15 protein-coding genes are annotated in these 19,758 nt (G+C 55.6%); 4 read left to right on the top strand and 11 right to left on the bottom strand.

The features are described from left to right. Positions 1-13: 13 nt before the first annotated feature. Positions 14-850, bottom strand: coding sequence for a DUF4238 domain-containing protein (locus GSQ91_RS19430; protein ID WP_158823421.1), 837 nt, complete (start codon positions 848-850; stop codon positions 14-16). 711 nt (positions 851-1,561) lie between these two features. On the opposite strand from GSQ91_RS19430, the gene GSQ91_RS19425 reads away from it, so the two are divergent. Then, the gene (locus GSQ91_RS19425; RefSeq protein WP_158823420.1) at positions 1,562-1,822 is read left to right on the top strand and encodes a hypothetical protein; all 261 of its coding nucleotides are present in this window, start codon (positions 1,562-1,564) and stop codon (positions 1,820-1,822) included. An 839-nt stretch (positions 1,823-2,661) separates the two neighbouring features. Continuing rightward, complete coding sequence (locus GSQ91_RS19420; protein ID WP_254064722.1) at positions 2,662-3,150, top strand: transposase; 489 nt, start codon at positions 2,662-2,664, stop codon at positions 3,148-3,150. Between the two features lie 376 nt (positions 3,151-3,526). Here the strand turns inward: GSQ91_RS19420 and GSQ91_RS19415 are convergent, their stop codons facing one another. The 9 genes from GSQ91_RS19415 to GSQ91_RS19375 form a co-directional block, all read right to left on the bottom strand. Next, positions 3,527-4,519, bottom strand: a complete 993-nt coding sequence (locus GSQ91_RS19415; protein ID WP_158823419.1) for a phytanoyl-CoA dioxygenase family protein — start codon at positions 4,517-4,519, stop codon at positions 3,527-3,529. A 77-nt stretch (positions 4,520-4,596) separates the two neighbouring features. Further along, positions 4,597-5,067 carry a hypothetical protein gene (locus tag GSQ91_RS19410; protein ID WP_216845336.1) on the bottom strand — a complete coding sequence of 157 codons (471 nt, stop codon included), beginning with the start codon at positions 5,065-5,067 and terminating at the stop codon, positions 4,597-4,599. Between the two features lie 69 nt (positions 5,068-5,136). Beyond that, the gene (locus tag GSQ91_RS19405; RefSeq protein WP_158823418.1) at positions 5,137-5,406 is read right to left on the bottom strand and encodes a hypothetical protein; all 270 of its coding nucleotides are present in this window, start codon (positions 5,404-5,406) and stop codon (positions 5,137-5,139) included. Positions 5,407-5,730: 324 nt separating this feature from the next. After that, positions 5,731-7,662, bottom strand: a complete 1,932-nt coding sequence (locus GSQ91_RS19400) for an RICIN domain-containing protein (protein WP_158823417.1) — start codon at positions 7,660-7,662, stop codon at positions 5,731-5,733. Positions 7,663-8,183: 521 nt separating this feature from the next. Further along, the gene (locus GSQ91_RS19395) at positions 8,184-10,814 is read right to left on the bottom strand and encodes an ABC transporter permease (protein WP_158823416.1); all 2,631 of its coding nucleotides are present in this window, start codon (positions 10,812-10,814) and stop codon (positions 8,184-8,186) included. Between the two features lie 10 nt (positions 10,815-10,824). Further along, positions 10,825-11,169 carry a PadR family transcriptional regulator gene (locus GSQ91_RS19390; protein ID WP_158823415.1) on the bottom strand — a complete coding sequence of 115 codons (345 nt, stop codon included), beginning with the start codon at positions 11,167-11,169 and terminating at the stop codon, positions 10,825-10,827. Positions 11,170-11,252: 83 nt separating this feature from the next. Beyond that, complete coding sequence (locus GSQ91_RS19385) at positions 11,253-12,437, bottom strand: AAA family ATPase (protein WP_254064721.1); 1,185 nt, start codon at positions 12,435-12,437, stop codon at positions 11,253-11,255. A 93-nt stretch (positions 12,438-12,530) separates the two neighbouring features. Beyond that, positions 12,531-14,945: a GH92 family glycosyl hydrolase gene (locus GSQ91_RS19380; RefSeq protein WP_158823414.1), complete on the bottom strand. Its 2,415-nt coding sequence runs from the start codon at positions 14,943-14,945 to the stop codon at positions 12,531-12,533. A 132-nt stretch (positions 14,946-15,077) separates the two neighbouring features. Beyond that, a complete protein-coding gene (locus GSQ91_RS19375; RefSeq protein WP_158823413.1) occupies positions 15,078-16,952 on the bottom strand; it encodes an arylsulfatase in 1,875 nt (624 codons plus the stop codon). A 302-nt stretch (positions 16,953-17,254) separates the two neighbouring features. On the opposite strand from GSQ91_RS19375, the gene GSQ91_RS26095 reads away from it, so the two are divergent. Continuing rightward, positions 17,255-17,389: a hypothetical protein gene (locus GSQ91_RS26095; RefSeq protein ID WP_256370394.1), complete on the top strand. Its 135-nt coding sequence runs from the start codon at positions 17,255-17,257 to the stop codon at positions 17,387-17,389. Here GSQ91_RS26095 and GSQ91_RS19370 read toward each other — a convergent pair. After that, positions 17,380-17,619: a hypothetical protein gene (locus GSQ91_RS19370; RefSeq protein WP_158823412.1), complete on the bottom strand. Its 240-nt coding sequence runs from the start codon at positions 17,617-17,619 to the stop codon at positions 17,380-17,382. The genes GSQ91_RS26095 and GSQ91_RS19370 overlap by 10 nt on opposite strands. Positions 17,620-17,958: 339 nt before the next feature. Between GSQ91_RS19370 and GSQ91_RS19365 the strand changes: the two genes are divergently transcribed. Next, positions 17,959-19,758, top strand: a complete 1,800-nt coding sequence (locus GSQ91_RS19365; protein ID WP_158823411.1) for a DUF885 family protein — start codon at positions 17,959-17,961, stop codon at positions 19,756-19,758.

Genomic DNA, 19,758 nt, shown 5'->3' with positions numbered 1-19,758 from the left:
GCAACCGACGAACTCAAAAGTTATCCAATTTTTGGGGAGAGACTAAGAATTTGCGCTCATTTTCACGGTAGGCTCGCCGTACTTGTTGCAGTGTTTCGGGATGAAATCGTTCTGTTTCCACATCGAATCGTTGAATGCTGCCGAATAGAAAGGCTTGCCAGCAAATCGGAAAATAGATGAGCGTTTCTGGATCAGTAAGCGCCGTTCCTTCGTCAGCGCTTCTACCGATGCTAACGAATGGACTGTCAGCAGTAATCACTGGGTCGTTGGGAGAATCTGTGTATCTAAGCGCCCAATGAAAGTTTGAAAGCCAATCCGCCCCCTTCTTAATCTCCACACGCATCTGCCCTATTATCCAGTCTTGTATTTCAGCTTTTGTCATAGCTCTGAACCCGTCATGCTGGACGCCGGTACCCTTAACGGGATCGTGAAGAACCTTCCTGACTCTGGTGACTTTCATGGTTTGAGCATGTGCGTTCCATTGTTCAAAAAACAGCGGCGATCGTGCCCGAAGCATCTGCATATAAGCGAGAAGGAATTCTTTGTGTTGAACCCAGGAAGCAAAACCGTCTTGAATAATTTGTGCGCGAATGCGGGGAAAATTATTCTCCAGATGTTTGAATGTCAAATCGGGATCCTCTGCGGTTGTACTCTCTGTCGCAAAGTCATAGAACCCATCTATGTATCCAATCTCTTTAGGAGAGCGTTCCCGCCAACGGTTCGTTTGTAAATCTAAGCACCAAAGAGGCTTGGGCTGCTTTTTTCGAGCAGGATCAATGAAGCCACGCAAGTACCCCTGCGGCAAGTAATGATCTCGGCGATTCGTCGTTTTCGCTGTGTGGCTTCCCATACGCTCTATTTACGCGCTCTATAGCTCGGAATTGACGCAGGCCCCGTGACTCGCCCGAGATCGGATTATACGGCGCAAATGCCTCACGTATTACCTGCTCATGGATCAAGCCGAAATGCCTGTTCAGCGCTCATTGCGGAAGTGTGCACCTCCGCGGCGCGTGATCCGTTGGATCCCATGCCGCTCCACCTCCGGGCCTAAAGGCCGATTTTTTGCTTGGGCCTTATTCCGTAGCCTAAAGGCTACGGCTCCCTCCGGCACTCTGACGCTAAAGCGTCAGAGATGACGCTTCGCGCTGTGTTCGAAGGCGCGTGGCCCAAATCTCAATTTGCGCCGAAGAGCCTGAATATATCTAAAGGGCACAATAATAGAGAGTGGAATCTTTGGAGGAATCGCAAGGATGAATTTCTCGACGACGGACGCGAGCACTGCAAATCTATGGACACAAACTCGGCGTGTTCTTTTCAGGCTGTCGATAGTTTCCATCACTACGTCGCTTGCTGTACTCGTAGGTAGTTATCTTCGCCATCCACGATCAACGGATTATTTCGAGCAGGCGAATGAAGCGACGCCTTGGATACTTTGGGGTTTGGGTGCGGGGCTGATTGGATTCATCCTCTCGTTGTTCGGACGGCGATATGCGAGACTCGTTGCGGCGACCTTCGCGCTGGGACTCTTCATGTTTTGGGTGCTGATTGGAGAATCCGTCAGATGAGGAATCGTGCCTTTCGATGCGGATGTGGACTGCTGGGTCTCAGCGTAGGTCTCTATCTGATCGCTCTGGTGTATGTCCCCCACGTAGCGCCGTTGCAAGATGAATTACGCGCTGGAGCTCGGTTTTTCGTCGTCGGCGGTCTGATCAATCTCCTCGCGAGCGTCCTATTGATGTTCGGAAAAGGGTGGAAGCGCGTACCACTCATGATCGCCTCCATTCTTGGCATATTCTTTTGGTACGGGTTCACGCTGTATTGATTCGTAACGCGTTTTGATCATGCATCGTGCGGTGCTCGTTGGAGCGTCGAGTTCGTGCCTGTCCCCCTCCGGGCCTGAAGGCCGATTTTTGCTTGGGCCTTATTCCGTAGCCTAAAGGCTACGGCTCCCTCCGGCTCTCTGACGCTAAAGCGTCAGAGATGGCGCTTTGCGCTGTGTTTGTACGCGGAAGGATACGGGGATGGGAAAGCTATAGCTTTTGTCGAAATCCGTAATGGTTTTTGACTAGGCGTTGTATGACGCTCGCTGGAGCGTTGAGTTGTGCGGCTTCACCTCCGGGCCTGAAGGCCGATTTTTGTTTGGGCTTAATTCCGTAGCCTAAAGGCTACGGCTTCCTCCGGCTCTCTGACGCTAAAGCGTCAGAGATGGCGCTTTGCGCTGTGTTTGTACGCGGAGGGATACGGGGATGGGAAAGCTATGGCTTCTGTCGAAATCCATAATGGTTTTTGACTAGGCGTTGTATAACGCTCGCTGGAACGTAGAGTTGTGCGGCTTCACCTCCGGGCCTGAAGGCCGATTTTTGTTTGGGCCTTATTCCGTAGCCTAAAGGCGATTGCCTCCCTTACCCTCCGTCTCCCTGACGCTGAAGCGTCAGGGAGGGCGCTTTGCGCGGTGGCTGTGGTCGGAGGGATGTGGGGATGGGTAAGGTATGGGGGCGGTGTTCAACGGAGTTTGGTTGGTGGCGGTTGGCTTTTCTATCCAGGGACAGAGCGCTTCGGGGTGAACTCGAACGCGGCGCGTAGCGCCAACCGTGACGCTTTAGCGTCGCGGGACGGAGGGAGCCGAGGCCTTTAGGCCTCGGAATAAAGTTGCAGCAAGAAATGGCCTTCAGGCCCGGGCCTTTCGGTTATGCTGCCGAGATGGACCGTGCTCCCCAAGAAACCAGGACCTACCACGTCACCGCCGTAACGGCGCAACGTTTTCCTCTCTTTCAGGTCACTGCCAAGGCTGAGTTGTTGCAGCAGACGATCTTTGACTATCGTCGACAAGGAAAGTTTCTTCTGCATGCGTTCGTGATTATGCCGGATCATCTTCATGCGCTCATCACGCCTGCTCCCGATGTGTCGCTTGAGAAAGCCGTACAGTTCATCAAAGGAGGATTTTCTTTTCGGTTGAAGAGCAAGTTCGATGTTTGGATCCCGAGTTTCAACGAAAGCCAGATCATGACGGAAGAGAAGTTTGTGAATTGTGTGCGGTATATCGAAGACAATCCCGTCCGCAAAGGACTTGTGCTGAGGGCGGAGGATTATCCTTATACCTCCGCGGGGCGGGGCCCGTTGGATCCTATGCCGCTCCACCTCCGGGCCTAAAGGCCGATTCTTGCGTGGTCCTTAATTCCGTAGCCTAAAGACGATTGCCTCCCTTACCCTCCGTTTCCCTGACGCTGAAGCGTCAGAGATGGCGCTTTGCGCGGTGTTTGTGGCGCGCTTGGCGTCATTGCCTCGGCGGAATTCAGGCTTGGCAAAATATGGCCTTTAGGCCCGGGCCTTTTGTCCGCAGCCGAAAGAAGGCCCGGGGCTGAAGCCCGATTCTTGCCTGACCTTAATTCCGTGGCCTAAAGGCCACGGCTCCCTCCGTCCCGCGACGCTGAAGCGTCACGGTTTGCGCTTCGCGCTATTTTGAACATCCTCATACTGCAACGAATTAACGACTCACCACACTAGGCAGTTTTGTTCGATTACGAAGCTAGATCCACTCAGGGTTGTACAGCCAGCGGGTTGGACGCATTGAGAGGTACTGCACCACGCGCGGTCGTGTTGCCCGGTTGGGGCTGCTGCTATGCGGCAACGATTGGTGCCATAACACCAGATCGCCACGCCCCGCAGCTATGGGTTTGGCTGTTAAAGTCCGAAGCGCTTCGATTCGCGGATCAACTCCGGGCGGGAGCGCGTCGAGCCACTCCCCGAACCGATTGTGAAACCCAGGCACACAGCAGAATGCGCCTTGCTCTGCCTCGGTCTCCGCTAGATACAAGATGCCCTGAATTCCAAGATGGTGGGGCCGTGCCAGGGTGCAGTCCCAGTGCAGGCTCGGCCCCGGAAACATCCATCCCGGCCGCTCCGGCGGATTCAGTCCTGCCTGATCCACCGTCGCCCACATATCCTCGCGTCCCCACAACTGCGCAAACGCCTTCACCACGCGCGGGGCAAACCGGGTGGCAATGAGCGCCGGATGCCGCAGCAGTGGTACCCATATGCTGTGTCCCAGGGTTGCCGAGTACCAGCTTTCCGTATCATCGCGATCCATCCCTAGATGCTCGTAGATCGCCAGCTCTGCAGCCTGCGCACTCTCCGCGCTCACCGCCTGTCGCACAATGACGTATCCCTGCTCCTCCCACTGAGTCAGCTCCGTCTCGCTCAAACCCTCGACATCCTCGAGATCGCCAATTGGCGAGCCAACTATCTCACCCGAGAGCGCACGCCGCAACCGCTCGCGTTCGCGCTCTGCAAATCCGTCCCCCGTCAACGCAACGATCCACGCCTCGAACGCCTGAAACGAAGGTCGCTGTGTATGCAGATAGCGCAGCACCTCCAACTTGTTCAACCCCAGACCCGCCATCAACGTGCATTGCAGATCCCAGGGCATCGATCCACCTGGTGAGGCCCCATGGACAGTCTGTTGCCAAAAGATGTGTAACGCTTCGAGGCCCAGCTCCGACGTAGTCTGTGGCGTGGTCATTCTTGACACCTCGTGGCCTTGCTATTTTTGAACACCGCATAAATATAGAAGACTGAAGCATGCCATAGACATTTGCATCACGCTTTGCTTTCACACTGGGTCGGGCAGGAGAGGTGCTGCGTTAGCATCACCGGCTCCTCGTCGCGTGTGGTTGCGAGCCAGGCGAAGTTGTTTCTGCGTTCGACGAGGGCAGACGCCTTCCGGTAGACCGGGCCGTGCCAGATGCACTCGCGTTTTACATGGGGGTGGAGCTCGAACAGCGTAGCTGGTGGGGGCGGCGGAGGGTAGCCGAGATCGATGCTGTAGCCATAGGTGTCGCCGCCAAAACCGAGCTTGAGGCTTGCGACGTTCCGTTTGGCGAGGGGCTCGACGGCGTCGGTTCCCTGGCGGACTCCGTGGGCGATGGTCTCCGGGCCTGCCCAGAAGGTGGAAGGCAAGCCGCCTTCACGGGCAAGGGAAGCTACGACGGAGTTCAGCGCGACGTCGGCGAGCAGGCGGAGGGATCGATAACCCTGGACGGAGACGGTGCGGATCATGAGAAACAGCATATCGCGGTTGTTGCCCGGCTCTATGCCACTTCTCCTCCTTGCTGTTGTGGCTACTGTGCAGCTAGCGGATCAATCAGGCTCTGGTGTCACATGCCATAGGTAATCATCCTGGGGCAAAGGCCCATTCAGCACCTTTCGGGCCGAGAGCTCATGTACTTCGATAGCTTTGCTCATTCCTGCCTCTTCGGAAGGTTCAACACCTTCAGCAATCACGCTGGGTTCAAGAAGATCTTCCACTTTCCAGTGCCATGTTGGGTTCTGCTCGTCGTCATAGGTCTGCGACACCACCATGCTGTGGAAGAACCCCTTCGAAACCTGACGATTGCAAAATAGAGCCATGTACCGAGACTAAATCATGCCAGGACGAATGCCGAAAGTTCTAGCCTCCGTTTCTTTGAGGCAGAAGCGTCAGGGATGACAGTGTGTCCCCTTGGCTTATTCGGTAGCATTGGCATCCGCCAAATGCAGGGGTTTCTAGACGCAAAGCGCGCCACAAACATTTGCATCACGCTCTGCATCAAGGGGGTTCTCCACTCCCGTTGGTCGGTCGAAATGACAGGCATTTTTTTTGGGGGGGGAGGGGCAACTGCTCTAGTCGCCCTGATGCCGAGCTGCGGCACCAGGGCGCGGTTGATGAATCGCTGGATAGATCCAGCTTGCCTGTTAGTTCACGATGATCGCGTCGATGTTCGGCGCCCACCCGGAAGTGTTGCTGAACTCGACCGTGTTGTTTCCGGCGTTAAGATTTACCGGCACAATGGTCTTCTGCGGCGTCGTCCAGTTGCTATTGTTGAGGCCCGTGAAGTTCAGCGTTCTCGGCGAGCCATTGACAGTAAGCATCGCGGACCTTCCGGAGTCGCCGTCTTCATACGAGATCGTCAGGAAATAAGTACCAGACGTGCTCACCGAGACATTGGAGAAGGTTAACGTGCCGCCCTCGCCGAGATAGCCGACGTCCTGCCCGCTGGAGCAGCCGGAGCAACTCTGGGCCTGGGCGCCGCCGGCGATGGTTGCTGACGAATTCGCCTGATACGTTGTGCTGGGTGCAGCTACTGGCTGGAAGAACCAGTGTTGATTGGTGCCGCCATCATTGCCGTATTGAATGATCTCTGCTCCGTTAGCGGTTGAACCATCTGACACATCCATCACCAGATTGCCAGCCTCGTTGACCAACATGTAGCTGCCATCGCCTACCGCAGCGATCGTCCAGTTTTGATTCGTCCCACCGTTGGCCTGCCATTGGTCGAGTTGCGTGCTGCCCGCGGTGCTGCTCCCAGGATCTTCCAACAGTTTTCCGCTGGCGACGTTGGTAAAGGTCCAAAAGTTACCATTTGCAGCTGCGACCCACTGCTGATTGGTTCCACCGTTGCTCTGCCATTGATCCAGATCGGTTCCATTCGATGTGGAAGCATTCGGGTCATCGAGAACAGAGCCGCTATTTGCGTTCACGAGGACATAGGTCTGCCCAGAGGTGACAGGAATGTTGATTGCAGATGGCAGTTCGTTCGAGACGTTCCAGCTTTGCGCTTCGGGGCCAAGCGGTCCGCTCGAAGTCTGATAGTTGCTGAGCAGGCCGAGCGTGCTCCCCGCAGTGGCCAGGGTATAGAGTTCTGTGGGAGCGTCGCTGGGCAGTCCCGACGGTGGATCGTCGATCACATTTTTCACCGTTGGCCCCCAATAGCCCAAAAAGCTCAGCCACTGTGCGGCGTTTGCGTTGTTGTCCAGCAGAACCAGCTGGCTGGTGTTCTGCCAGGGCAGCCATTGAACGCCGTTGGAGTAAAACGGACTGGGCTGGTGATAATACTCGAAGGTCCCGTTGTTCGTGGTGACATCGGTGACCTTCAACCAGCTCACAGGAATGACGCCGGGCGAGTTCAGAATGGTGGTATTGATGTTGTTGCCCGAGGTGGGATAGTTGGCGTGGCTGTTCCAGCCTGAATAGACGATGGGGTGAGTGCCATCGAGCGCGGGATTGGCCACAAAGGCCGCATCTCCGTGTTCACTATAAAAGACGCCGAGCAGGGTGGTGGTGTCTTCGCTGATGCGCACCGTGACGTGTTCCCAGTCGCCATAGTGCAGAGCGAAGCTGGCCCAGTTGAAGTAGTACGGCTGTGTTTCCAAGTCAGTAATCACACCGACCTGAAAGCCCTGAAATCCATTCCAGATGTAGAACAGGTAGTACTTGATATCGATCGAATTACCGTTGTCGATCGTCTTGACGTAGACGGGCGCGGACGACAGGCCGGTGTTGTTGCCTATCGATGTAATCGGACTGCCGGTCTCAAAGTCGTTCGAGGAGGACGGAAAGACGCCGTTCGCCGGAGTCATATAGTTGCCGAACGGGGTGTTGGCGGCAAGAGTGGCTGGCGTGACCGTGGAGGCGATGGTGTTTCCGCTGGGACCGAGCAGGATGGACTGCGCAAAGAAGCTGTCTACAGATGCCGGGTGGTTGTTGTCGTAGGCATTCTGATAGATGCTGGGAGCATATTGCTGGATGACGGAAAGACTGACGGCCTGGGACCTGGCCTGCAAACCGGACGCAATGAATCCCGCGGCGGTTAGTGCAAGCGTGAGCAAGCGTGATGAAATTCGCATCGGAGGATCTCCTTGATGCTGCAAGGTTCGAGTGTTCCGGCAGGACGCGCCGGTGTGCACCGGGTTCGGAATGGATCAACTGTGAATTGTGATGGAGGGTTAACAGTTTGCGTGCTGGTCATCAAGGCCGCCAGAGGCGCTGCTGCTGTCGAACTTTGAAGCATCAACAGGTGCGCGAACTGAACATGATGCATTCCCCTGACGACAGGCACGAAAGCTGTCCGAATGCATTTTGCAAGTTCAGCGGTATCTGCACAAGGTGTTTCCCGGTGTAGGGAATCGGGTGTAACACTGTGCCCGAGTGACACGCCTTTTTTATCTAGCGCTTAAGAGATAACTCATCCGGATATTGAATAGTCCGTCATCAAATATTTATCTTGCGGTACGCTTTCTACCCCTCGGCTTTACACCGTGTAGTCGCGCGTTACCTCATAGCACGCGCGATGTTCGTGCTCGCATGCAGGAATAGCATTACTTTCGTTTTCGTCAGAATTCAGAAAGTAACGGAAACTATGTTCCGTCTACTCCTCTCTGAGGAGGTACGCGGGATTAATTTTGAAGGCACGTCTGGCGGGCATTCCTATGGCTACTACGCCGAGGAGGGCCATGGTCACAAACACACCGCCGAGTACCAGCGGGTCTTGCGGAGTCGCCTGATAAACAATCTGAGCAAGAAGATGACTGGCAAGCACTCCAAGCAATAGACCGGCGATCGATCCTGAAAGAAGATGCAGGAGAGGACGACCGAGAGCTGCTCCTATCAGTTCCAAATGATTCGCACCGAGAGCGACTCGGATCCCGAGTTCCTTCATCCGCCGGGAGACGCTGTAGGAAGCCATACCGAAGATGCCGGTGATCGCGAGCATGGCAGCCAGCAGACCCATGATCCCCAGGGCGCCTGTTGCTGCCTTTGCCGGAAATAAGACGAGGTCGAGCGCATCTGGCCAGCTATGCAATGTGAGTGGCAGGTTCGGATCGATGCCGTTGAGCGCATGTGCCACAGATGAGGCGATTTGGTCGGAGGGAAGTGGCGAACGGACGACGAGCACGGTCGCGGTGTCGACGTCCTGAGCGAATGGGAAGAACATCGCCGGTTGCGGATCTTCGGTCAGCGATTGATATTTGCCGTCTTCCACTACGCCGACAACTTCTCTGGGAGTTGTTTCCGTGTAGAGGAGAAAGTGCTGTCCTACTGCGGGTGTGTTTCCAAACAGCATGTGAGCAAAGGTTGCGTTGATCACTGCGACCTGAGGGGAGTTCGCGTCGTCGTGCGAGGTTATGTTTCGACCGGCGAGCAACCGCGTTCCCGCAGCCTCCAGATATCCCGGTGAAATCTTGAAGTTGTGAGCCTCGAAGATCGCCTTGCGAAAATCAGTAGTACCCTCCCGATAGACCGCCTCGCCTCCGCAGCAATTCTTTCCCAATATCGTGCGATCGATCATGCCCACCGCGGACACACCCGGGATTTGAGCTACCTCCTCCAACATGCGCTTTTGCAGGGTTAGAGACTGATCTTCTGAATACCCAGCCATGGTCAGGTCCGTTTCCGCCAGCATGACTCCTTGTGGCTGAAAGCCGAGCGGCGCATGGAGAGATCGCGACATGCCGCGTAGCGCTACGAAGGATGCAGTCACAAGCAGAGTACAGAGGGCGATCTGAACGCAGAGCAAAAGATCGCGCAGAGTAAAGCGCCGGAAGATTGGAGCTGCGGTAACGCCGCTTTTCATGGCTTGAGCAGCATCGGTTCTCCAGATCAGTCGCGCCGGCAACAACCCAAAGAGAATGCCGCTGACGAGAGACAGGAGAAGGGCGCCCCCATAGACTTTTCCATCGGGACGAACCAGCACATGGAACGGCATATCCTGGAAGGGCTGCCATCGGCTCAGTCCACGCAGCAGTTCCATCGCAAAGAATGTTCCGGACACGCCCCCCAGCAGTGAGATCAGTACGGACTCCACCAGCAGGCCCCGCAGGATGCTCCAATGGCTGGATCCGATGGCCAATCGGATGGCCAGCTCCCGTCCTCGATCGGTTGCGCGCGCAGCGAAGACGCTTCCCAGATTGGCGCAAGCGGCCAATAACACCAGGCCAGCCAGAGCCATGATCGCAGTGAGAAAACGGCGGATAGGATCTCCCCAGGAGTCGCCCTTCAAGCCAGGCTTCGTGAGTCTGGCGGTCAATCCGTAGTCTGCAGTTGGGTATTGTTCGGACAAGCGACGCGAAACGATAGTCAAATCGTCGGTTGCCTGTTGAGGCGTGACTCCTGGTTTCAGCCGCCCGATGATCAAGAGATTGTGGTCGTCTCGGTGGGTAAGGTAATCGATGTAAAGGCCGAGCTCCGGTGCGCTAGTGATCGGAATCCAAAAGTCAGGCCAGTAGAGAAGTTCCGTGCCGTGGAAGTTCCGCGCAGCAACACCAATCACAGTGAACGGATGCTTGTTGACATCGATGGTCTTACCGACGATACCGGGATCGCCGTCAAAGCGTGTCCGCCAAAATTCATGGCTCAGGACAATATAAGGAGCAGAGTTTATCCCGTGCTCATCGTTTGCATGGAGAAATCGCCCGAGTGCCGGATGGACGCCAAGCATATCGAAATAATTGCCCGAAACGAAATAGCCGAAATTTCTTGTTGTCGTATTTCCTGTGATAATCGCAGCACTGGTTGTGTCATATGCCGCCATGCCGCTGAATGTTGTGTTGCGGTCTCGATAGTCCAGATAGTCAGGATAGGACTGGTATTGATGGCCGTGCCCCTGGTGCACTACGTTGAAGAGACTTTGCGGGTCCGAGACATTCAGGGGGCTGAGGATCAGCGCATTCAGGACACCGAAGACGACAACATTCGCACCAATTCCAAGGGCTAAGGTGACGACGGCTGTCGCTGCGAATCCGCGATGTTTGACCAGTTGCCGCATCGCGTATCTCAGATCGCCCCATAGTGCTTGCACCGTCGTCCACTGCCAGACCTCGCGGCCTCGTTGCTCCATCAGGGCCACGTTGCCGAACTCTCGGCGCGCGACTCGCTCCGCCTGTTGTCGAGTCAGGCCACGGTCCATGAGGTCGTCGATCTTCTCGTCGAGATGCTCGCGGATCGATTCGGAGAGCTCGTCATAGCGACGACGGGTAAACAGTTGTTTGAGCCAGCGCATGGGATTACTCCTAAGATTGGGCAACTGTGAGAACACGGGTGATTCCCGCAAACATCTTCTCGAAGCTCGATCGTTCTTCTTCCAGGTGCTTTCGGCCTGCCACGGTGACCTTGAAGATGCGCACCGGACGATTCCTGGGGGAGAGTCCCGTCTCAGATTCCAGCCAGCCAGTCTTCAACATGCGCTGCAGAGCTGGATATAACGAACCTTCTTCAATCTGGAGAAGATCGTCTGAGATGTCTTTGATGTGCTGTGCGAGCGCGTAGCCGTGCATCGGCTTTCGATTCAGGGTTTGCAGAATCATCAGCTCCAGAGCGCCAGGAAAGAGGTCGCGGTATTCGGATTTCTTGACCATGCGGTTATCGTATTCCCGAGATACTATTTTGTAAATAGTATCTCGGGAATATGATGTGCGCGATTGGGTGACAGGTTTCAGGCTTATCGGGTGGGCCAGTTCCATTTCGGAGTGTTGAACAGCGTTGAGCCGTCCAGCTTCGTTTCTCCAAAGTCTTTTAGTAGATGGAGGCGGCTGCAGAGAGGGGAGGCTGTCAGTTCTTCGATGAGCAGCGGCGCGTGTGAGACCACAATCATCTGCGTGTTTTTCGCTGCGGCGAGGATCAGCCTGGCGAGGGCGGGTAGCAGGTCCGGGTGCAGGCTGGTCTCCGGTTCGTTCAACACCATCAGTTCTGGTGGGCGTGGTGTAAGCAGGGCAGCAGCCCATAAAAGGTAGCGCAGTGTTCCATCCGACAACTCGGCTGCGGAGAGTGGCCGAAGCAATCCGTGCTGCTGCAACTGGAGTTCGAAGCGTCCATTCTGCACCTCGACGAAGAGTTGGCTGCCGGGGAAGGCGTCTTCAAGAGTGGTAGAGAGTGCTTCGTCGGAACGAATCTCTAGAATCGTCTGAAGGGCGGCGGCGAGATTGCTGCCGTCGTGGTGAAGTACAGGCGTGTAGGTGCCGATCTGCGCGGTCCGTGCGGGTGAGTCGGAGTCGGTGCGGAAGTGATCGTAGAACCGCCAGCCGCGAATGGCTTCGCGGACGGCCAGCATCTCCGGCGCTCGCTGTGGATCGGCGACGCTGGCAAGCATGCTGTCTGTGTCGGAGAGGTGCTGCGTTAGCATCACCGGCTCTTCATCGCGTATGGTTGCGAGCCAGGCGAAGTTATTTCTGCGTTCGACGAGGGCAGACGCTTTTCGGTAGACCGGCCCATGCCAGATGCACTCGCGCTTTACCTGGGGATCGAGTTCGAACATCGTCGCTGGTGGCGGAGGTTGAGGGTAGCCCAGATCGATGCTGTAGCCATAGGTGTCGCCGCCAAAGCCGAGCTTGAGACTTGCTACCTTTCGTTTGGCAAGGGGTTCGACGGCGTAGGCTCCCTGGCGAACGCCGCGCGCGATAGTCTCCGGACCTGCCCAGAAAGTCGATGGCAAGCCGCCTTCACGGGCGAGGGAAGCCACGACAGAGTTTAGCGCGACGTCGGCGAGCAGGCGGAGTGAGCGATAGAGGCTGGATTTACCACTTCCATTCGCGCCGGTGATCACGCTCAGTTGCCCGAGGGGCAACGATAGATCTCGTAGGGATCGATAACCCTGGACGGCGACGGTGCGGATCATGAGAAACAGCATACCGTGGCTGCTCCTGATCTCCGTGCTGTTTCTCCTCCGGGCCATGCGTCGGGCGACGCATGGCCGAGAGTTCGTGGTGATCCTATTCGCTTTTTACTTCACATCAAAAGAAGGTGGCGCCTCGGAGAGTGCAGCGCCACGGTGCTCGTTGGCTGTGGTGGAAAGAGTGAAGTCCAGGGAGCCGCCTCGCAGGGCAAAGGACTCCGGAAGCCAGGTGAGCGAAGTCTCTTTCCCGTTGAGTTTGAGCGCTGTGACATACGGTGCATCGGCTGCGGCCTCGGGGGCGTGAATCACGATGTCTCCCGCATTACGATGCACGACGATGCTGCGAAACATCGGACTCCCTAGAACGAACTCTGCCCGGCCGGGGATAGCAGGGTAGAGGCCGAGCGAGGCGAAGACTGCCCAGGAGGACATCTCTCCGAGGTCGTCGTTGCCGGGAAGGCCGTTCGGCGCGTTCCGCCAGATCGTGTTGAGAACCTGGCGTACCAGTTGCTGAGTCTTCCAGGGTTGGCCCGCGAAGTCATAGAGCCAGGGTGCTCCGATGGAAGGCTCGTTGTTCAGCTCCGCATGAAGTGGACCGGCGTTTGTAACTGCGGGGTTGCCCTTTTCGTCGTAGAAGAACTTGTCGAGGCGCTTGGCGGCGTGATCCGTTCCGCCCATGGCATCGAAGAGGCCTTTGACGTTGAAGGGCACCATCCAGACATACTGGGCAGCCGTGCCTTCCACAAAGCCGTCGCCAGTAGATGGGGTGAAGGCGTGCGGAGCCTTTTCTCCGTCATCCTGCACTAACGCCCAGCTTCCGTCCGCGTTGCGATTCTGGATGTAGCCGCCGTCCGGCGCTGCGTTTGGATTCCAGAGGTTCCGCCAGTATTGAGCGCGCTCGAGAAAGCGCTGGTGGAGCTGCTTGTCGCCAAGCCGCTCCGCGAGTGAGGCGATACCGAACTCAGCGGTGACATCTTCGAGAGTGTCTGCGGCTGGACCCCAGGCGGGCGCTCCCACCGGGATGTAGTGCAACTTGAGCCATTGATCGAGACCTGGGCGCTGTCCGGCGCACTCGACTTCGCAGCCATCTTTGCTGAGGTCCGCAGGAGTGGGAACGTCAGCAGCGTGCACCAGCGACTGCAGGGCGTGATGGACGTCAAAGCTTCTGCCGCCGAAGGCATAGATGTCGGCGACTGCCGGCGCTGCTGGATCACCATTCATGACGTGTGTCGCTCCGCTGTTGTGTGTCCAGCGATCCCATGTGCCGCCGTTCTGATCGGCCTGGTTCAACAAGCTCTGCGCGATATCGCTGCCGGCCTGGGGATCAAGCCAGGTGACGAGCTGCAACTGCGAACGATAGACATCCCAGCCGGAGAAGTTGGCGTACTGCGCCTTCTGCCCTGGAGCAAGATGATGGATCTTCTGATCCATGCCACGGTACTCTCCGTTCACGTCGCTGTAGATATTGGGAGTCTGCAGCGAGTGATACAGGGCAGTGGTGAAGACAGTGCGCTGATCGGGAGTGCCACCTTCTATCTCAATCTGGCTGAGGCGGTGGTTCCAGGCGGCTTCGGCACGCGACTGGATGGTGGCGAAGCTGGTGCCTGCGGGGCTTTCGGCTGCGAGGTTCGCACGAGCGTTGGCTTCGCTCACGTAGGAGATGCCGACACGGGCGTGAATCTCCTGGCTCTGCTTCACATCGAAGCCCAGCCATACACCGGAGCCGTGCCCTTTGTCGGGGAATCCGTTCGTGCCGTAGCCACTGCCTCCGGCGGACTCCACGCCGCCTTCCTTGACCTGCAGATCCTGCCACGATCCTGTGCTGGCGATCGGCTCATCGAACTGCACGACGAAGTACAGAGTGTAGTAGCTGCGACGGTCAACTTTGTTGATGTAACCGCAGAAGTTTCCGCTGGTGACAGAACCAGAGACCGTGCGATTTTGTGCATCGATGATGGTATGCGCTTCGGTTGATCCGATCTCGGAGTCGGAGCTGCGGATGAGGATCTTCGCGGCGGAGTCCTTGGGGAATCGAAAGATCGCGGCTCCGGTGTGGAGTGAGGCGGTCAGGTCCACGGCGACGCCGTTGGCAAGCGCCACATGGTAATGGCCTGCCCGTGCCTGCTCGTCGGCGTGCGAAAACTCCGAGGCGTAGGCTGTTCGAAAGTCAGCCGATGGCGACTGGGTAATGGCATCTGTCGTCGGCATGATCGGGATATCGCCAGAGCCTCCAGCGCAGCCCCAGCCTTCCACGTTCGTGAGGCTGAATCCGCGGATGTTCTTGCCTCGAAACTCGTATCCTCCAGCGGAAGCGATGTTGCTTTTGGGACGGATAGGACTCATCTCGGGGCTGAACTGCACCATCCCGAAGGGGACGACGGCACCTGGAAAGACATCGCCACCATTGGTGGTTCCGATCAGGGGATTGACCCAGGTGATAGGCGCTACGGGAGCCTGTTGGGTGGCCGCGTATCCGGTTATTGCAATCAGGCAAGCACTGGTAAAGAGTGTGAATCGCTTCATCGTGCTCTTATGGTATTTCAAAAAGGCCCAGACTATGGGAACGATTCCATTTCTCGAAAAAAGCCATGACGCAACGGAGAACGTTGCGTCATGGCCTTTGTAAGGCTTCGTAGTTGAACGGCGACAGACCAGCTATTGGTTATCACTGCCCTTGGTTATATCTTTCACACTATCTAAGAACGACTTGGAGTCTTTCGTGCGGTGAATTCGCCCCTTCAGTACATCGTCCCATGTGATGTAGGGATAGAGATTGTGGGCTTTGGCCTGTTCTTCGAACAAAGCTTTTAATTCAGCCAGTTTCTCTGGGTACTTTTTGGCTAAGTCAATTCGCTCGGTATAGTCCTCATTCAGGTTGTAGAGTTCCCAGGCGTTTTCATCAAAAGGCTGTCTGCTCTGGGCATTTCCAGTGATAAAGCTGCTTGGGTAGGCCAATTCGGCTTTCCATCCATCTTTGTAAATCGATCTCGAACCGAAGATGTAGTAGTACTGCACGGTGTGACGGGTAGGCGCCTTGGCATCGTCGATCGAGTAGGCGAGGGAAGTTCCTTCGATAGGAATCTGGTTGATTCCCCTGATCTGCTCGGGAGCCTTGATGCCTACGAGATCGAGTGTGGTCGGAAGGAGGTCAATGACGTGACTGTATTGGGTACGAATTCCTCCTTTGTCTTTGATCCCTTTCGGGTAGAAGACGATGAGAGGATTGTGGGTGCCGCCTTCGCTGTTGGCATCCTGCTTCCAGTATTTGAATGGCGTGTTGGCGGCTTGTGCCCAACCGAGCGGATAGTTCCCCTGGGTAGCAGCGGGAGTACCGATCTCTCCAATTTTGCTCAGGTTGTAATCGATATTCTCTTGCTCTGTTAAAGGCTTGCCAAACAAAGAACGATCGATGTCGCCGTTCAGCGTGCCTTCCTTGCTTGCGCCATTGTCGCCAATCGAAATGAAGACGAGCGTGTTATCCAGTTGGCCTATCTCCTTCAAGTGATTGATCAGACGACCGACTTGATAATCCGTGTAGGTCAAATAGCCTGCATACACTTCCATGAAGCGTGCATACAGCTTTTTCTCCTCCGGTGATAGTTGATCCCAGGCCTTAATATCCGGATTGCGCTCGGGAAGTTTCGCGCCGGCAGGGATAAGGCCGAGCTTCTTCTGACGTTCAAAGACCTCTTCACGATAGACATCCCAGCCCTTGTCGAATTGGCCCTTGTATTGGTCGCTCCAGTACCTGTCTACCTGGTGCGGAGCATGAGTGGCGCCCGGCGCGTAGTAGAGGAAGAAGGGTTTGTTCGGAGCCACCTTCTCCTGGCGATCGATATAGCTGATGGCTTTATCGGTGATCTGCTCGTTCAGGTGTCGGCCATCGGGACGGACGTGAGCCTGATCTTCGACCAGGTCCGGCTTGTATTGGTCGGTTTGTGAACCAAGGAATCCGAAGAAGTGGTCAAAGCCTTTTCCGGTTGGCCAGCGATCAAATGGTCCCGCATCGGTCGCATCTTCATCGGGGGTTAGACCATATTTGCCAACCGCGAATGTGTTGTAGCCATTGCCACGCAGAATCTCAGCGATGGTTCCGGCAGAGGAGGGAATCCTGCCGTCCCAACCGGGGAATCCGGCGGACATGACCGTATGTGAGAACCCAGATTCGTGGACGGTTGCGCTGTTGCGGCCAGTCAGCAACGCGGCGCGGGTTGGGGCGCAGATCGCGGTCGTATGGAAGTTTGTATAGCGCAGTCCGTTGTTGGCCAGGCTGTCGAAGGTAGGCGTCTGGATGAGTCCGCCGAAGGTGTTGGCAGCGCCAAAGCCTACATCATCCAACAGGATCCACACTACGTTTGGGGCGCCAGCAGGTGCTTTCACGGGCTCCGGCCACCATTCTTTTGACTCAGCGAGGGTTCTGCCAACGACTCCTTGATAGGGCTGAGCCTCTTGAGCATGCAGTAAGAGCCTTGCGCTTGTCGCGAGCATCAACGTCGATGTCAATGCTTTCAGTATGCTTTTCTGTTTCATGGAACTCCTGTTGGTTTAGGTCATTCGGAGATGACTGGGGTAAGGGCTTGTTCGTCGGGTTGGCGATCGTCGATTACCATGTCCCGCAATCTGGGTGTACGGTTGTCACGGCAAACTGCTTCGGAGCACGGAGCAACGAATGCGGTTCGGGGAGCAAGAACACACCGAGGCCTAAGTATTTTTTCTTGAATGATGAGGGGGATAGCTTCAATCAACTGAAGCTGTGAATTGTCTATTTACAGCAGCGACAACAACAGCGGGAGGCCGGAGAAATGTAATGGGGGAAGGTTGTTGCAGACGATTTGAGCGACGCTGAAATCCTCATTAAACCGTATCCCTTTGCAGAAGAGCTGCCGGAGGACGGTCAGCCCGAGTGTGACACCCAAAATTACATTCTTGATGTGTATCTTACAACGCTCGAGAAGTTCTACAAATAGATTTTGGCATTGGCAACAGGGCAGCACGATGGCAGATGGTCGCCGACAATCACGAGCCGGCCAGGTTCCGGAAAGGGAAGCGGGCGTAATAGCACACCCTTGACGATAGAAAAGATCACGGTGGTCGAGCCTATGCCGAAGGCCAGCATAAGCACTGTCGTTGCCGTAAACCCTGGCATATTACGCAACCGGCGCAGAGCTAACTTGAGATTTAGGAGAACATTCTGCATGAGCTCTTCTCTGAAACTGTTCGGATAGAAATGGGGCTTGCTCGTGGGCGCGAGCAAGCGTGAATTGAAGCTATAAAGGAAGAGTGATGAGTACAAGTTCATAATTCTCACTCGATGCGTGAGAAAACTGAAGACCCGCCAGTTCAAAGATTGCTTCAGCAAAGGTGCAAGTGCAGTGTGAACTTCGATACGAGGATAGCCTTGGAGTATCCAATAAACGAGCGACTGATCTTCATTGTTGAGTGGGATTCATGGGTGGGTTGAGAATTATGAACTTGTATTTCTATCTCTGGGCGATAGCCTACATCAGTGATAATTGCTCATTTGATACGAGGCGGGTTGGGGGCGCACTTCGCGAGGCCACACTCGATAAAGAGGGCGACTGCCGGTGGATTTGGCGGGCTGGTCCTGGCTGTACTTTTTGGCACGGCTATAGCTAGTGCGCAGAGTGTTCAGGCTCGATCGCAGGCGCTCAACGCTGTGTTCACCGACTATTGGCAAGATCATCTGCGCCATACTCCCGAAGATGCGACGGTGCTAGGCGACAAGCGCTACAACGATCGCTGGAGCGACCTTTCTGCGGAAGAGGTCCAGCGTTCTGTGCAACGCAGCCGCGAATACATCCAACGCCTTCGAGCCATCGATACCACGGGCCTATCGAAACAGGACAAGCTGTCGGCTGAGTTGCTCCTGCGTAACCTGCTCGAAGATCAGGAGAGCGTTCAGTTCAAGGAATGGGAGATGCCGGTCAACCAGATCCATGGCATCCACTTTGAACTTCCACAGCTGGTCGCTGTCATTCCCTTTGATGATGTAAAGGACTACGACAATTACATTGCTCGTTTGAAAAGGGTGCCACTGCTCTTCGATCAACTCACAGCGGACATGAAACTCGGCATCGACGATGGGCATGTGCAACCGAAGCTTGTGTCAGAGAAGGTTCTTGCGCAGATCAATTCGATTGTTGCCATCAAGCTAGAAGACAGTCCCTTCTATGCGCCGACAAAGAAGTTTCCTGCCGGTATAAGCGTCGATGAGCAGAGACGAATTACTGGCGAGATTAGCGATGTTATTGCTCATGATGTGATTCCTGCCTATCAGCGCTTTGCCAGGTTTCTTGAGACGCAATACATTCCGCATGGGCGGACGGAGCCCGGCATCTGGGCTATTCCGAATGGAGATGCCTATTATGCCTTTTGTATCCGCAGCAATACCACGCTCCATATGACAGCCGACCAGATTCACCAGATCGGTCTGGACGAGGTAAAGCGGGATGAAGCTGCGATGCTTGTGATTGCAAACAAGCTGGGCTACAAGGACCTCAAAAGCTTCAATGCAGCGATTAAGGCCAATCGGAAACTCCATGCCGCGTCGAAGGAGCAACTGCTGGATACCTATCGTGCAGACCTTGACCAGATGAAGACAAAGCTGCCTGAGCTCTTCGGAACGCTGCCTAAAGCTGACCTGGTTGTCGAGGCCACGCCAGCGTATACGGAGAAGCAAAGACCCGCCGCGACATACGAGCCTGGTTCCCCTGATGGCAAACGCCCTGGACGTGTTGTGGTTAACACCTACAACTTCTCTGAAATTTACCTGGGAGGGGCAGAGTCGATTGCCTATCACGAGGGAATTCCCGGCCATCATCTGCAGTTTTCCATCGCACTGGAACTTAGTGGCATTCCAGAGTTCCGCAAGAAGAAAGAGTACACGGCCTACACCGAAGGCTGGGGCCTCTATGCTGAACAGCTTGGCAAGGATGTGGGCTTTTACCAGGATCCCTATAGTGACTATGGCCGCCTGCAGGGAGACATCTGGCGAGCGATTCGCCTGGTTGTCGATACGGGACTTCACTCCAAACATTGGACGCGGCAACAGGTTGTGGACTACTTCCATGAGCACTCCTCTATCGATGAGACGAACGTCCAGAGGGAGACCGACCGATACATCGCCTGGCCTGGTCAGGCTCTGGGATATAAGGTTGGGCAACTCAAACTACTGGAGTTTCGACAGCGAGCGCAGACTCAGCTCGGAGCGAAGTTCGACATCAGGAAGTTTCATGACCTGATCCTCGATTCCGGCGCGTTGCCGCTGGATGTTCTCGATATCTCTGTCAATGACTGGATCGCCTCGCAGAAGTAA

The sequence above is a fragment of the Granulicella sp. S156 genome, from assembly GCF_009766105.1.
In the GTDB taxonomy this organism is placed as follows: domain Bacteria; phylum Acidobacteriota; class Terriglobia; order Terriglobales; family Acidobacteriaceae; genus Granulicella.
This window is presented reverse-complemented; position numbering and strand designations above follow the sequence as displayed.